The sequence below is a fragment of the Bacillus cereus group sp. BfR-BA-01311 genome (assembly GCF_022664295.1).
Classification (GTDB): Bacteria; Bacillota; Bacilli; order Bacillales; family Bacillaceae_G; genus Bacillus_A; species Bacillus_A cereus.
Map to the genome: position 1 here is coordinate 714931 of NZ_JAKUHC010000001.1, position 12490 is coordinate 727420.

Here is a 12490-nt window from a genome sequence, read left to right on the forward strand (position 1 = left end):
GCTATACGATTTCCGCTAATGTTAAATCAGCGTTTTCTTTTTCATATTCAAGATGAGCGCCAGTAACAGACTGAACAAACTCGATATTATATGCGAACTTATTTAATTTTGTACGAACATCCTTTTCAGACGTAGCCTCTAAATATAAAACTTTTGTATTTTCACGTACTGGAACCTCAGTTAATTTTTCTTGATAAAATACTTTAAAAATCATTTGGAAAACCTCTCCTTGTCTATGTTTTGCATTATCTGTTACTTATTATAAAGCAAACAGTCACGATTTTCATGTTTTTTCGAATGAGAATGAAGAAAAAGCCCGAAATGGGCACAATTTAAGCGACTGTCTTTTTACGGACTAGACCATTTAAATAACGCTTGAGCTTTTTCTTCAGCTTCTTCAGCATGATTACTCCTTCCTTTCCTTATTTTAAACATGCCTATTACTAGTGAAAACTCTATCTCTGATATAAGAGATAGGACAAAAGTGAATGGTGAATCTTGTCCTTTCCCATACAGTGAAAGTTATTCTATAGTAACGATTAGTAGCCGTTAGTTATAGGTATAGTATGAGGAAGAATGGAAAAGAAAATTCATACGAACAAGTATCCACATGTTTTACTAATATATATATGCAAAGTTTACAAATAAGGTCAGAAAGGGAACGCTTTCTTCACAGATGTTTAATATGTTATACTTTTTTTTAGAATTTGAAAAGTGATATTCAAAATAGGAATATAGAGTGCCAGAAAGGATTTTGACAAATGAATGATAAAATTGTCTTTTTTGATATTGATGGAACATTATTAGATCATGATAAAAAAATTCCGCAATCTACACGAGATGCAGTAAAACAGTTACAAGAAAAAGGTGTGCATGTAGCAATTGCGACAGGGCGCGCGCCATTTATGTTCGAAGATATTCGTAAGGAACTTGATATACATAATTATGTTAGTTTTAATGGACAATATGTTGTCTTTGAAGATGAGGTAATATTTAATAATCCGTTACATCCAGATGCTTTACATAAGTTTACTCAGTTTGCAAAACAAGAAGGATATCCACTTGTATATCTTGACCATCAAGATATGAGAGCATCAGTGGAATATCATGATTATGTGAAAGAAGGCTTTGGAAGCTTAAACTTTGAGCATCCAGCATATGAGCCTAATTTTTATGAGGAACGTAATATTTATCAAACACTACTTTTTTGTGAAGTAAATGAAGAGGAAAAGTTTATTAATCATTATCCAGATTTTCATTTTATTCGTTGGCATGCATATTCAATGGATATCATTCCGAATGGTGGTTCTAAGGCAAAAGGAATTGAGAAATACATTGAAAAGTTAGGTTTTAATCGTGATCAAGTGTATGCATTTGGAGATGGCTTAAATGATTTAGAAATGATCGAAGCCGTTGGCACAGGTATTGTGATGGGAAATGGCCATGAAGACTTGAAAAAACTTGCAAATCATGTGACAAAGGATGTTAATGAAGACGGTATATATCATGGACTAAAGTGGGCTGGATTGCTATAAGTGAATATGGAACCCATTTCATAATAAAAAGGCGGAAGATTAACTTCCGCCTTTTTATTATTATCGCTCTAGAGGTTTGGAATCATCAGGAGCGGCAAAAGGATTTTCTTTATTGATATGGTCATAGAACATAACGCCATTTAAATGGTCAATCTCGTGCTGAAATACGATTGCTGGTAAACCTTTTAAACGTAATTTTACTTCTTCTCCGTTAATAGAAGTTGCTTTTACTGTAATTCTTGTATAACGAGGAACATAACCAGGTACTTCGCGGTCTACAGATAGACAGCCTTCACCACCCTGTAAATATGTACGTTCAACAGAATGGCTAATGATTTTTGGATTGAATAATGCATGGCTATATAATGTACCATCCGCATCGGTTACATGAACTGCAATCATTTTTTTTGAAACACCGATTTGCGGAGCCGCTAATCCGATTCCAGGGCGTAAACTATATTTTTCAGCCATTTCAGGATCTTGGCTATTTATTACGAATTCAATCATTTCTTTTAAGGTAGTTGTATCTTCTTCGCTTGCCGGTAAGGACACCTCTTCTGCAACGTTGCGCAAAATAGGATCTCCTTCGCGAATAACATCTTTCATTGTAAGCATATGTAATCTCTCCTTTCCTCTTTAGTCTACCAAAGGAGATGGAAAAAGTCATCGGCAAGAAAGGGAAGGCATTTTGGAACTCGTTCTATTATAGAGTAGTTATGTATGTGATAAACAGAAAAAGACGGCAAAGCCGTCTTTTTCTTTCCATAGTTGTTTCGTTTTACAATTAGCGAATGCAAGCAGCACCAACGATAATTAAAAGAATAAACAACACAACGATTAAGGCGAAGCCGCGTCCAGACCCGCCACAAGAACCGCCATAACCGTAGGAAGGATATGAACAAGTTGGATAGCAATATGAGTATCCGTACATGAGATGACCTCCTTTATCATTTCCCGCTAATACTGCGGTTACTATAATGTATGGAAGAGAGGGTAGAAATGTATAGGTATTTACCTAAAAAAGGAAGAGTAGTTTGTATATTTTTGTTACGAAGAGAGAAAAACTAAAGAGAATTAAATCGTTTACATATTATTCTAAGAGAAAAAATAAGTGAAAAAGGGAATAATATAACAGTAGGTCAATGCTTACTAATACAGATGTAAAAAATAAAAACACGTTTGTGTAGTAGAAACCTGCATATTATTTATAAAAAAACGTATTCAAAGTAATTGACATCGTAATTAGAATAGTTGTAAACTAAAAAACGTGATCAAGATTGTATTAATATGTTTCTGAAAAAACATTAGTACAGATTGTTAGGTACACAAAATTATTCTCAACCGACATACAAACATGTTGGTTTACATCGTTGCGCTTTTTAAACTGGAAAATAGCCAGTGAAAGCGTTTCAGAATATGGTTCAAGAGAGGAAGAGGTGAACGGAATGGGTACTAAAACAAAAAAGACCCTATTTAATGTTGATGAGCAAATGAAAGCTATCGCAGCTCAATTTGAAACATTACAAATTTTAAATGAAAACGGTGAAGTTGTGAATGAAGCAGCTATGCCTGAATTATCTGATGATCAATTAAAAGAATTAATGCGTCGTATGGTGTATACTCGCGTATTAGATCAACGTTCTATTTCTTTAAACCGTCAAGGACGTTTAGGTTTCTACGCACCTACAGCTGGACAAGAAGCTTCTCAATTAGCAAGTCATTTCGCACTTGAAGCAGAAGACTTCATCTTACCAGGATACCGTGATGTACCACAATTAGTATGGCACGGATTACCATTATACCAAGCATTCTTATTCTCTCGTGGACACTTCATGGGTAACCAAATGCCTGAGAATGTAAATGCATTAGCTCCACAGATCATTATCGGTGCGCAAATCATCCAAACTGCTGGTGTTGCGTTAGGTATGAAACTACGTGGTAAAAAATCTGTTGCAATTACTTACACTGGTGACGGTGGTGCTTCACAAGGTGACTTCTACGAAGGTATGAACTTTGCAGGTGCATTCAAAGCTCCAGCAATCTTCGTTGTTCAAAACAACCGTTATGCAATCTCTACTCCAGTAGAAAAGCAATCTGCAGCTAAAACTGTAGCACAAAAAGCAGTAGCAGCAGGTATTTACGGAATTCAAGTAGACGGTATGGATCCATTAGCTGTATACGCAGCAACTGCTTTCGCTCGTGAGCGCGCAGTAAATGGCGAAGGCCCTACTTTAATCGAGACTTTAACATTCCGTTACGGTCCACATACAATGGCTGGTGATGACCCAACTCGTTACCGTACAAAAGATATCGAAAACGAATGGGAACAAAAAGACCCAATCGTACGCTTCCGTAAGTTCTTAGAAGCTAAAGGCCTATGGTCTCAAGAAGTTGAAGAGACAGTAATCGAAGAAGCAAAAGAAGATATCAAACAAGCAATTGCTAAGGCTGACCAAGCTCCAAAACAAAAAGTAACTGATTTAATGGAAATCATGTACGAAAAAATGCCTTACAACTTAGCTGAACAATATGAAATCTACAAAGAAAAGGAGTCGAAGTAAGCCATGGCTCAAATGACAATGATTCAAGCAATCACTGATGCTTTACGCGTTGAAATGAAAAATGACCCTAACGTACTTGTATTTGGTGAAGACGTTGGTGTAAACGGCGGTGTATTCCGTGCTACTGAAGGTTTACAAGCTGAATTTGGTGAAGATCGTGTAATGGATACTCCACTTGCAGAGTCTGGTATTGGTGGACTTGCAGTTGGTCTTGCACTTGAAGGATTCCGTCCAGTTCCAGAAATCCAATTCTTCGGTTTCGTTTATGAAGTAATGGATTCAATTTCTGGTCAATTAGCTCGTATGCGTTACCGTTCTGGTGGACGTTGGACTGCTCCAGTAACAGTTCGTTCTCCATTCGGTGGTGGTGTTCATACTCCTGAACTTCATGCTGATAGCTTAGAAGGATTAGTGGCTCAACAACCTGGTCTAAAAGTTGTTATTCCATCTACTCCATACGATGCTAAAGGTCTTTTAATCTCTGCGATTCGTGACAACGATCCAGTTATCTACTTAGAGCATATGAAATTGTACCGTTCATTCCGTCAAGAGGTACCAGAAGGTGATTACACAATTGATTTAGGTAAAGCTGATATCAAACGTGAAGGTACAGATGTATCTGTTATCGCTTACGGTGCTATGGTTCACGCTGCATTAAAAGCTGCTGAAGAACTTGAAAAAGAAGGTATCTCTTTAGAGGTTGTTGACTTACGTACAGTTCAACCATTAGATATCGAAACAATCATCGCTTCTGTTGAAAAAACAGGTCGCGTAGTTGTAGTTCAAGAAGCTCAAAAACAAGCTGGTATTGCAGCTAACGTTGTAGCGGAAATTAACGACCGTGCAATCTTAAACTTAGAAGCTCCAGTTGTACGTGTTGCAGCTGCTGATACAGTATTCCCATTCTCTCAAGCAGAGAGCGTATGGTTACCAAACCACAAAGATATTGTTGAAGCTGTAAACAAAGTAATGAACTTCTAATTTTTAGCTTTTCATGTGCAAAAGAAATCAGCACATGCTGGTTTCTTTTGTACATATTCCATAATAATGAAATGAATCAGGGGGCTGAATTCCGTGGCATTTGAATTTAAACTACCAGATATCGGTGAAGGTATCCACGAAGGTGAAATCGTAAAATGGTTTATTAAACCAGGCGATGAAGTAAACGAAGACGATGTACTTCTTGAAGTACAAAATGATAAAGCAGTAGTAGAAATCCCTTCTCCTGTTAAAGGTAAAGTACTTGAAGTACTTGTAGAAGAAGGAACAGTTGCAATCGTAGGAGATACATTAATTAAATTTGATGCTCCTGGATACGAAAACCTTAAATTTAAAGGTGACGATCATGATGAAGCTCCAAAAGCTGAAGAAGCAGCAGTAGAAGCTCCAGCAGCGGAAGCTACTCCAGCAGCAACTGCAGAAGTAGTAAATGAGCGCGTAATCGCTATGCCATCTGTTCGTAAATACGCTCGTGAAAAAGGTGTAGACATTCATAAAGTAGCTGGTACTGGTAAGAATGGCCGTATCGTAAAAGCTGACATCGATGCATTTGCAAATGGTGGACAAACTGTAGCAGCAACTGAGGCTCCAGCAGCAGTAGAAGCTACTCCAGCAGCAGCGAAAGAAGAAGCACCAAAAGCACAACCAATCCCAGCTGGTGAATATCCAGAAACTCGTGAGAAAATGAGTGGTATCCGTAAAGCGATTGCGAAAGCAATGGTTAACTCTAAACACACAGCTCCTCACGTAACATTAATGGACGAAGTAGATGTAACAGAACTTGTTGCTCACCGTAAGAAGTTCAAAGCAGTAGCAGCTGACAAAGGTATTAAATTAACTTACCTTCCGTACGTTGTTAAAGCTTTAACATCTGCATTACGTGAATACCCAATGTTAAACACTTCTTTAGACGATGCATCTCAAGAAGTAGTTCATAAACATTACTTCAATATCGGTATCGCAGCTGATACAGACAAAGGTCTATTAGTACCAGTTGTTAAAGATACAGATCGTAAGTCTATCTTCACAATCTCTAACGAGATCAATGATCTTGCTGGTAAAGCACGTGAAGGTCGTCTAGCTCCAGCAGAAATGAAAGGTGCTTCTTGCACAATTACAAACATTGGTTCTGCAGGTGGACAATGGTTCACTCCAGTTATCAACCACCCAGAAGTAGCAATCCTTGGTATCGGCCGTATCGCTGAAAAACCAGTTGTGAAAAACGGTGAGATCGTTGCAGCTCCAGTATTAGCATTATCTCTAAGCTTTGACCATCGTTTAATTGACGGTGCAACTGCTCAAAAAGCGTTAAACCAAATTAAACGTCTATTGAATGACCCACAATTATTAGTAATGGAGGCGTAATAACAATGGTAGTAGGAGATTTCCCAATTGAATTAGATACAGTCGTTGTTGGTGCAGGTCCTGGTGGATACGTTGCGGCAATTCGTGCAGCACAATTAGGTCAAAAGGTAGCAATCATTGAAAAAGCTAACCTTGGTGGCGTATGCTTAAACGTTGGATGTATTCCTTCAAAAGCGTTAATCAATGCAGGTCATCGTTATGAGAATGCAATGCATTCTGATGACATGGGTATTACTGCAGAAAACGTAAAAGTTGACTTTACAAAAGTTCAAGAATGGAAAAACGGCGTAGTTAAGAAATTAACTGGCGGTGTTGAAGGCCTTCTTAAAGGCAACAAAGTTGAAATCATTCGCGGTGAAGCTTACTTCGTAGATGCTAATACATTACGCGTTATGACTGAAGATGCAGCTCAAACTTATACGTTTAAAAATGCTGTTCTTGCAACTGGTTCTACACCAATCGAAATTCCAGGATTCAAATACTCTAAACGTGTTATCAACTCTACAGGTGCTTTAAGCTTACCTGAAATTCCTAAAAAACTTGTTGTAATCGGCGGCGGTTACATCGGTATGGAATTAGGTACTGCATATGCTAACTTCGGTACAGAAGTTACTGTAGTAGAAGCTGGCGACGAAATCTTAGCTGGTTTCGAAAAAGCTATGAGCTCTGTTGTTAAACGTGCTCTACAGAAAAAAGGTAACGTAAATATCCATACAAAAGCTATGGCTAAAGGCGTTGAAGAAACAGAAACTGGCGTAAAAGTTAGCTTTGAAGTTAAAGGTGAAATCCAAACTGTAGAAGCAGATTACGTATTAGTAACTGTAGGTCGTCGTCCAAACACTCAAGAAATCGGTCTTGAGCAAGTTGGAGTTAAAATGACTGACCGCGGCATCATCGAAATCGATGAGCAATGTCGTACAAATGTACCAAACATCTATGCAATCGGTGATATCGTTCCTGGACCACCATTAGCTCACAAAGCTTCTTACGAAGGTAAAGTAGCTGTAGAAGCAATTAGTGGCCATGCATCAGCTATCGATTACATCGGAATTCCTGCAGTATGCTTCACTGATCCAGAATTAGCATCTGTTGGTTACACTAAAAAACAAGCTGAAGAAGCTGGAATGACTGTAACTGTATCTAAGTTCCCATTCGCTGCTAACGGTCGTGCATTATCATTAAACAGCACTGACGGTTTCTTACAACTTGTAACACGTAAAGAAGATGGTCTTCTTGTAGGTGCTCAAGTTGCAGGTGCAGGTGCTTCTGATATTATCTCTGAGATTGGTTTAGCTATCGAAGCTGGAATGACAGCTGAAGATATCGCTCAAACAATCCATGCTCACCCAACATTAGGTGAAATCACAATGGAAGCAGCTGAAGTTGCTCTTGGAATGCCAATTCACATTGTAAAATAATTTAAGTAATGTAAATAGCCCTTCTCTTATTGTAAGAGAGGGGCTATTTTTATTTTCATCAAATGACTTGCAAGGTCTTTAAACGTACTTGTCGAATGAATATATAATACTTTAACAAATGATTCCGGCTTAACTTACTTCAAAGGTAATATATATCATCCTATAATATGTAATTGATTCAAACGTACCCCCATATATTAATAAAATAGAGCATGTCAAAGGAGAAGGTTCCATGAAAATATTACATGTTATATTTTATCATTTACTACTATGGAGTGGCTTTTCCACTGTATTAACATTATCGAATGGTGATAAGTTTCATTATAAAGTTATTCTTTTTTTCGTATTTCTATATTTAGCCTATGTAATAGCATATTTTGTATTGCACGTAAGAAAGCAAGCTTTATTTCTTACATGTTCGAATTGTATATTATTTTTAATCATATTATCTATTTTTTAAATTAGCGTTTATAAAAATACATTGTTCTTCCATTAAATAATTGTAACTCTCCTTCTAATTTCTTCGCTAAAAAACGGCAAAATTCATTTGCTTTCCCTTTGTCACCAAATGTTGCATTAGGTGGTAAAGAAACTTGGATGAAAGATTGTTCATTTTCTATACCAACACCAATATAAATTGAGTCATACCGGTCGTGATTGGATTGAAGTTTTAATGTTGTTGTAGATGTATCTAAAATTTCATAAGGAAAAGCGGTATTTGTATACGTGTAATTAATTTGGGCACCAGTTTTAGAAGTAACTGTTTTATAATAATGAAAAAGTTGTTTTATATCATCTATTGAAACTGATTGTTGGTTGGATTTCGGTACAAGCGTAATAAAGGCGTGTTGCATATAAGTTCCCCCTAACTTAGTAGAATACTATCATTCTACATCCTACTGAATTTTTTGACAATTAAAAGGAGTATTACATGTTTTGTTTAATATACTATTAATGAAACGTGATGTAGAAAGGTGGAAACCAATGTTTGAAAAATTGTATGATGAGCATGAAAGTGTGAAGGTACGATTTTTAGGGTTTATGACACATGATACACGTTATGATTTTGGTGTTATTTATACAAATATGTTTTTTGGAAAGCCGCTCATTGTTTGTATGCAAACAGGAAGGTCTACTTTACTCGGACGAGATGATGTAGAGAATGTTCAATATATACAGGAGATTTTTAAATTAGGATCAGAAGAGGAAGCAAAGGAGTTAGCTCAGTTTTTCAAATTTCTAGTTCCGTCAACTTCTTTACATGCGGAATATGAAGAATAATTAATGTGAAACAGTCGTACTTATAAATATGGCTGTTTTTTATTTGAATATCGCATACTAATTTAAATTTAAAATATTTAATGTGTTATACTAAAAACCTATTGACGTAAAAAGTATAACATATTAAAATAAAGACAGAAAGTTAAGCGGTTACAAAAAGTTTTTGGGATTATAAACTTAGGGGGAAATGAAAAATGGGAACAATCGTATGTCAAGATTGTGAAGGTACAATTGCACACTTCGAAGATGAGAAAGTAACGGTACTTTACGGGAAATGTGGATCTTGCGGATGTGATCACACAGAGCATACAAAAGCCCAATAATTGATAGGAAATGGACAGCTAAAAGTTTTTAGGACCATAAACTTAGGGGGAAATGAAAAATGGGAACAATCGTATGCCAAGTATGTGAAGGAACAATCGGACATTTTGAAGATGAGAAAACGACGGTACTTTACGGAAAATGCGGAACAAATTGTGACTGTGCTAGAAAAGATAATGCGAAAGCTTAATGATAAATAAATAGATTACTATTGAAACTCAGGGGGAAATGAAAATGGGAACAATCGTATGCCAAGTATGTGAAGGAACAATTGGACATTTTGAAGATGAAAAATCAACAGTACTATACGGGAAATGTGGATCTCATTGCGAATGTGACCATAAAGAACATACAAAAGCTTAATAATAAGAAAAAGCGCCTACATGTGTAGGCGCTTTTTTAATAAATTGTAGTTGTATGACCAACTGTTGCAACGATTGCATCATCCCTAATCGGAATAAAGCTTATGGAGGTCTGTGGTGTACTAGAAGAAGCGTATTGGCTCATTATACGACTATCGATACGGGTAATAGTATCGGTCAAGAAAGCTGAAATAAAAGCGTAAGGGACTCGTCGTTCATTTAATGAATAAATAATTTCTTCTTTTGTTTTTACACCTACGCCATGCCCGTAAAAAAAGAAATTTCCTAAATAGATTGTATTTTCTCCTTGCCATTCAATCGTAGCTGGATTTACTTGTGGGTTTTTAAAGTAAACGAGGTCACCTGGAACAAGATCGCCACCGTTTTTTGTTATGAGCCTTAGATCTTGGTCGTAGTCCCATGTATAAAGTAAAAGGTTTGCAAATAGACGATTGAAAGTTTCTTCCTCATACAATGATAGTAAAGCTTTATAAAAAATAATGATCATAGCGGTTGCGCATTCAGTTCCATATAGTTTTCCGTTTTTGAAAATATCCTGTATGGCAATAGAAGGTGGTATGTTTGGAAGAAGCTCGAATCCCCCAAGAGACGTTCTTTTCCAATACTGGGGGTTGCAAAAGGATTGCTGAAATGTACGAAACTGAAATCCACTTTGAAAAAGCTCTAGTGCAGAGATAATAATATTAACTCGTAAATTGAGATCAAAGCTGAGTTCATCAGCTGTTCGGAAGGAATAAACTTCTTGATTTCCTGCCATTATTGATAAAATTTGTTGTTTCTCTGCTGCAAATGGCTCGTATTCATTTGTAATATAAGGATGTACAATAGAACGGCCTATTACAATCATAATAGTATCCCCACCTATACGTTACATTCTTAAGTATCGTATGAAGAAAAGGAAAAAAGGTGAAAAAAAAGCCTATCAACTGATAGGCTTGTACTCTTTAATAACACGTAATGTTTGTAATGTCATATCTTCAGGACCTTGTACAGGTAAACCTGCTTCTAAGTTTTTACGAATATACTCTAAGTTTTCTTGTGTAATAATTTCCCCCGGAGTAAAGATTGGAATCCCTGGCGGATAAACCATAACAAAATCAGCTATAATACGACCCGCTGCATTTTCAAATGGAATGACTTCTGTTTCCGAATAAAAAGCATCTCGAGGAGAAAGTGCTAGCACTGGAATTTCTGGAATCTCTACTTGTACTTGAACACCTTTATCTGCCCTATTTCTAAATGTTGCTGCTAAATCTTGTAATGCTGCAATAAGTGTATTTGTATCACTTTCTGTATCTCCCAAAGTGATAAGACATAGTATGTTGTATAGATCTGAGAGTTCTACTTCAATGTTATATTGCTCTCTAAGCCATACTTCAGCTTGGTGGCCGGTAATACCTAAATCTTTTACAGATACAATTATCTTTGTAGGATCATAGTTAAAGGTAGCATCTGTACCTAACATTTCTTTTCCAGGACAGTAAAGATGCTCAATAGAATTTATAGCATCACGAACATGCTCAGCTAATTGTATTGTTTGTTCTATGAGTGCTGTTCCTTCTGTAGCAAGACGTTTTCTCGCAACATCAAGGGATGCTAACAAGATGTAAGAAGTTGATGTGGTTGTAAGCATGCTAATAATAGATTGGACATGCTTTACATTCACTAAGCCTTCTTTCACATTAAGAATAGAACTTTGAGTTAAAGAGCCTCCTAATTTGTGAACACTTGTTGCTGCCATATCCGCACCAGCTTGCATCGCTGACATAGGTAATTCATCGTGAAAATGAATATGAACACCATGAGCTTCGTCGACTAGTACAGGGATGTCATAAGAATGTGCTAATTGTACAATCTGTTCTAAGTCTGCAGCAAACCCAAAGTACGTTGGGTTAATAACAAGTAAGCCCTTTGCATCTGAGTGCTCTTCAAGTGCTTTTTTGACAGATTGAATTGTGATTCCATGAGAAATACCGAGCTTCGGATCGATTTCAGGATGCATGAAAATCGGTTTTGCACCTGAGAAAATAATAGCTGACATTACTGATTTATGCACGTTTCGTGGTACTAGGATTTTGTCACCAGGACCGCAAACGCTCATCACCATTGTCATAATAGCGCCACTTGTACCTTGAATAGAAAAGAAAGTATGATCTGCACCGAATGCGGCTGCTGCTAAATCTTGTGCTTCTTTAATCATACCTTTTGGATGATGTAAATCATCGAGTGGCGCAATATTAATTAAATCAATTGCTAATGCATTATGCCCAATAAATTCGCGAAATGTAGGATCCATGCCCTGTCCTTTTTTATGACCAGGAATATGGAATTGAATTGGATTTCGCTTACTGTGCTCAACTAAAGCGGTAAACAATGGTGTTTCGTATTGGGACAATCTATACACCCCTTCTTCTTCATAATATTTAGTGTAATTTGTTTTATATAATCCTGCTCTAAAAAAGTGTAGCCCTTTTTAGAATAAGGCTTGTTTTTCTGCCATTCAAAAAATCGTTTTTGAGATGGTAGCTTCACTTTATTTTCTATAAAACAAAAGCATTATATCACCAATAATTATAGATGTATAGAAAAAAATCTTTTTAAGGTGAGTATGTTTAATAGTTAGCCTC

16 protein-coding genes are annotated in these 12490 nt (G+C 36.6%); 10 read left to right on the plus strand and 6 right to left on the minus strand.

Annotated features, from left to right (window positions below; all coding sequences use genetic code 11):
• Window position 1: 1 nt before the first annotated feature.
• Window positions 2-214: a DNA-dependent RNA polymerase subunit epsilon gene (locus MR136_RS03885; RefSeq protein ID WP_000576435.1), complete on the minus strand. Its 213-nt coding sequence runs from the start codon at window positions 212-214 to the stop codon at window positions 2-4.
• A gap of 547 nt (window positions 215-761) precedes the next feature.
• Here MR136_RS03885 and MR136_RS03890 point away from each other — a divergent pair.
• Complete coding sequence (locus MR136_RS03890) at window positions 762-1535, plus strand: Cof-type HAD-IIB family hydrolase (protein WP_000998268.1); 774 nt, start codon at window positions 762-764, stop codon at window positions 1533-1535.
• Between the two features lie 60 nt (window positions 1536-1595).
• Here the strand turns inward: MR136_RS03890 and def are convergent, their stop codons facing one another.
• Window positions 1596-2150 (minus strand): peptide deformylase, encoded by a 555-nt coding sequence (gene def / locus MR136_RS03895; RefSeq protein ID WP_000957048.1) that lies wholly within the window; start codon window positions 2148-2150, stop codon window positions 1596-1598.
• 169 nt (window positions 2151-2319) lie between these two features.
• Window positions 2320-2466, minus strand: coding sequence for a YjcZ family sporulation protein (locus MR136_RS03900; RefSeq protein WP_000274562.1), 147 nt, complete (start codon window positions 2464-2466; stop codon window positions 2320-2322).
• Window positions 2467-2980: 514 nt separating this feature from the next.
• Between MR136_RS03900 and pdhA the strand changes: the two genes are divergently transcribed.
• The 5 genes from pdhA (at window position 2981) to MR136_RS03925 (ending at window position 8338) form a co-directional block, all read left to right on the plus strand.
• Entirely contained in the window at window positions 2981-4096 is a 1116-nt protein-coding gene (gene pdhA / locus MR136_RS03905) for a pyruvate dehydrogenase E1 component subunit alpha (RefSeq protein WP_000536895.1), read from the plus strand.
• 3 nt (window positions 4097-4099) lie between these two features.
• Window positions 4100-5077, plus strand: a complete 978-nt coding sequence (gene pdhB / locus MR136_RS03910) for a pyruvate dehydrogenase complex E1 component subunit beta (protein WP_000068168.1) — start codon at window positions 4100-4102, stop codon at window positions 5075-5077.
• 93 nt (window positions 5078-5170) lie between these two features.
• Complete coding sequence (pdhC, locus tag MR136_RS03915) at window positions 5171-6460, plus strand: pyruvate dehydrogenase complex dihydrolipoyllysine-residue acetyltransferase (protein WP_000863419.1); 1290 nt, start codon at window positions 5171-5173, stop codon at window positions 6458-6460.
• 5 nt (window positions 6461-6465) lie between these two features.
• Complete coding sequence (gene lpdA, locus MR136_RS03920; protein ID WP_000260104.1) at window positions 6466-7878, plus strand: dihydrolipoyl dehydrogenase; 1413 nt, start codon at window positions 6466-6468, stop codon at window positions 7876-7878.
• Window positions 7879-8110: 232 nt separating this feature from the next.
• Window positions 8111-8338, plus strand: a complete 228-nt coding sequence (locus MR136_RS03925; RefSeq protein WP_000697469.1) for a hypothetical protein — start codon at window positions 8111-8113, stop codon at window positions 8336-8338.
• 1 nt (window position 8339) lies between these two features.
• Here the strand turns inward: MR136_RS03925 and MR136_RS03930 are convergent, their stop codons facing one another.
• Entirely contained in the window at window positions 8340-8732 is a 393-nt protein-coding gene (locus MR136_RS03930; protein ID WP_001163299.1) for a DUF1885 family protein, read from the minus strand.
• Window positions 8733-8862: 130 nt separating this feature from the next.
• On the opposite strand from MR136_RS03930, the gene MR136_RS03935 reads away from it, so the two are divergent.
• From MR136_RS03935 to MR136_RS03950, 4 genes are all read left to right on the plus strand, one after another.
• Complete coding sequence (locus tag MR136_RS03935; protein ID WP_000462038.1) at window positions 8863-9159, plus strand: DUF3055 domain-containing protein; 297 nt, start codon at window positions 8863-8865, stop codon at window positions 9157-9159.
• 194 nt (window positions 9160-9353) lie between these two features.
• Window positions 9354-9482 carry a GapA-binding peptide SR1P gene (locus tag MR136_RS03940; RefSeq protein ID WP_000536778.1) on the plus strand — a complete coding sequence of 43 codons (129 nt, stop codon included), beginning with the start codon at window positions 9354-9356 and terminating at the stop codon, window positions 9480-9482.
• Window positions 9483-9541: 59 nt separating this feature from the next.
• On the plus strand, window positions 9542-9670 hold the full coding sequence (locus tag MR136_RS03945) for a GapA-binding peptide SR1P (protein WP_000536803.1): 129 nt from the start codon (window positions 9542-9544) through the stop codon (window positions 9668-9670).
• 44 nt (window positions 9671-9714) lie between these two features.
• Window positions 9715-9843, plus strand: a complete 129-nt coding sequence (locus MR136_RS03950) for a GapA-binding peptide SR1P (RefSeq protein WP_000536796.1) — start codon at window positions 9715-9717, stop codon at window positions 9841-9843.
• A 36-nt stretch (window positions 9844-9879) separates the two neighbouring features.
• On the opposite strand, the gene MR136_RS03955 is transcribed toward MR136_RS03950, so the two are convergent.
• Window positions 9880-10710, minus strand: a complete 831-nt coding sequence (locus tag MR136_RS03955; RefSeq protein WP_000635337.1) for a protein-glutamine gamma-glutamyltransferase — start codon at window positions 10708-10710, stop codon at window positions 9880-9882.
• 75 nt (window positions 10711-10785) lie between these two features.
• Entirely contained in the window at window positions 10786-12258 is a 1473-nt protein-coding gene (speA, locus tag MR136_RS03960) for an arginine decarboxylase (RefSeq protein WP_000084899.1), read from the minus strand.
• Window positions 12259-12490 lie beyond the last annotated feature (232 nt).

Excerpts from the sequence above, each read along its gene's own strand:
- MR136_RS03885 (WP_000576435.1), bottom strand. The coding sequence starts at position 214 with ATGATTTTTAAAGTATTTTATCAAGAAAAATTAACTGAGGTTCCAGTA.
- MR136_RS03890 (WP_000998268.1), top strand. The coding sequence starts at position 762 with ATGAATGATAAAATTGTCTTTTTTGATATTGATGGAACATTATTAGAT.
- def (WP_000957048.1), bottom strand. The coding sequence starts at position 2,150 with ATGCTTACAATGAAAGATGTTATTCGCGAAGGAGATCCTATTTTGCGC.
- MR136_RS03900 (WP_000274562.1), bottom strand. The coding sequence starts at position 2,466 with ATGTACGGATACTCATATTGCTATCCAACTTGTTCATATCCTTCCTAC.
- pdhA (WP_000536895.1), top strand. The coding sequence starts at position 2,981 with ATGGGTACTAAAACAAAAAAGACCCTATTTAATGTTGATGAGCAAATG.
- pdhB (WP_000068168.1), top strand. The coding sequence starts at position 4,100 with ATGGCTCAAATGACAATGATTCAAGCAATCACTGATGCTTTACGCGTT.
- lpdA (WP_000260104.1), top strand. The coding sequence starts at position 6,466 with ATGGTAGTAGGAGATTTCCCAATTGAATTAGATACAGTCGTTGTTGGT.
- MR136_RS03925 (WP_000697469.1), top strand. The coding sequence starts at position 8,111 with ATGAAAATATTACATGTTATATTTTATCATTTACTACTATGGAGTGGC.
- MR136_RS03930 (WP_001163299.1), bottom strand. The coding sequence starts at position 8,732 with ATGCAACACGCCTTTATTACGCTTGTACCGAAATCCAACCAACAATCA.
- MR136_RS03935 (WP_000462038.1), top strand. The coding sequence starts at position 8,863 with ATGTTTGAAAAATTGTATGATGAGCATGAAAGTGTGAAGGTACGATTT.
- MR136_RS03940 (WP_000536778.1), top strand. The coding sequence starts at position 9,354 with ATGGGAACAATCGTATGTCAAGATTGTGAAGGTACAATTGCACACTTC.
- MR136_RS03945 (WP_000536803.1), top strand. The coding sequence starts at position 9,542 with ATGGGAACAATCGTATGCCAAGTATGTGAAGGAACAATCGGACATTTT.
- MR136_RS03950 (WP_000536796.1), top strand. The coding sequence starts at position 9,715 with ATGGGAACAATCGTATGCCAAGTATGTGAAGGAACAATTGGACATTTT.
- MR136_RS03955 (WP_000635337.1), bottom strand. The coding sequence starts at position 10,710 with ATGATTGTAATAGGCCGTTCTATTGTACATCCTTATATTACAAATGAA.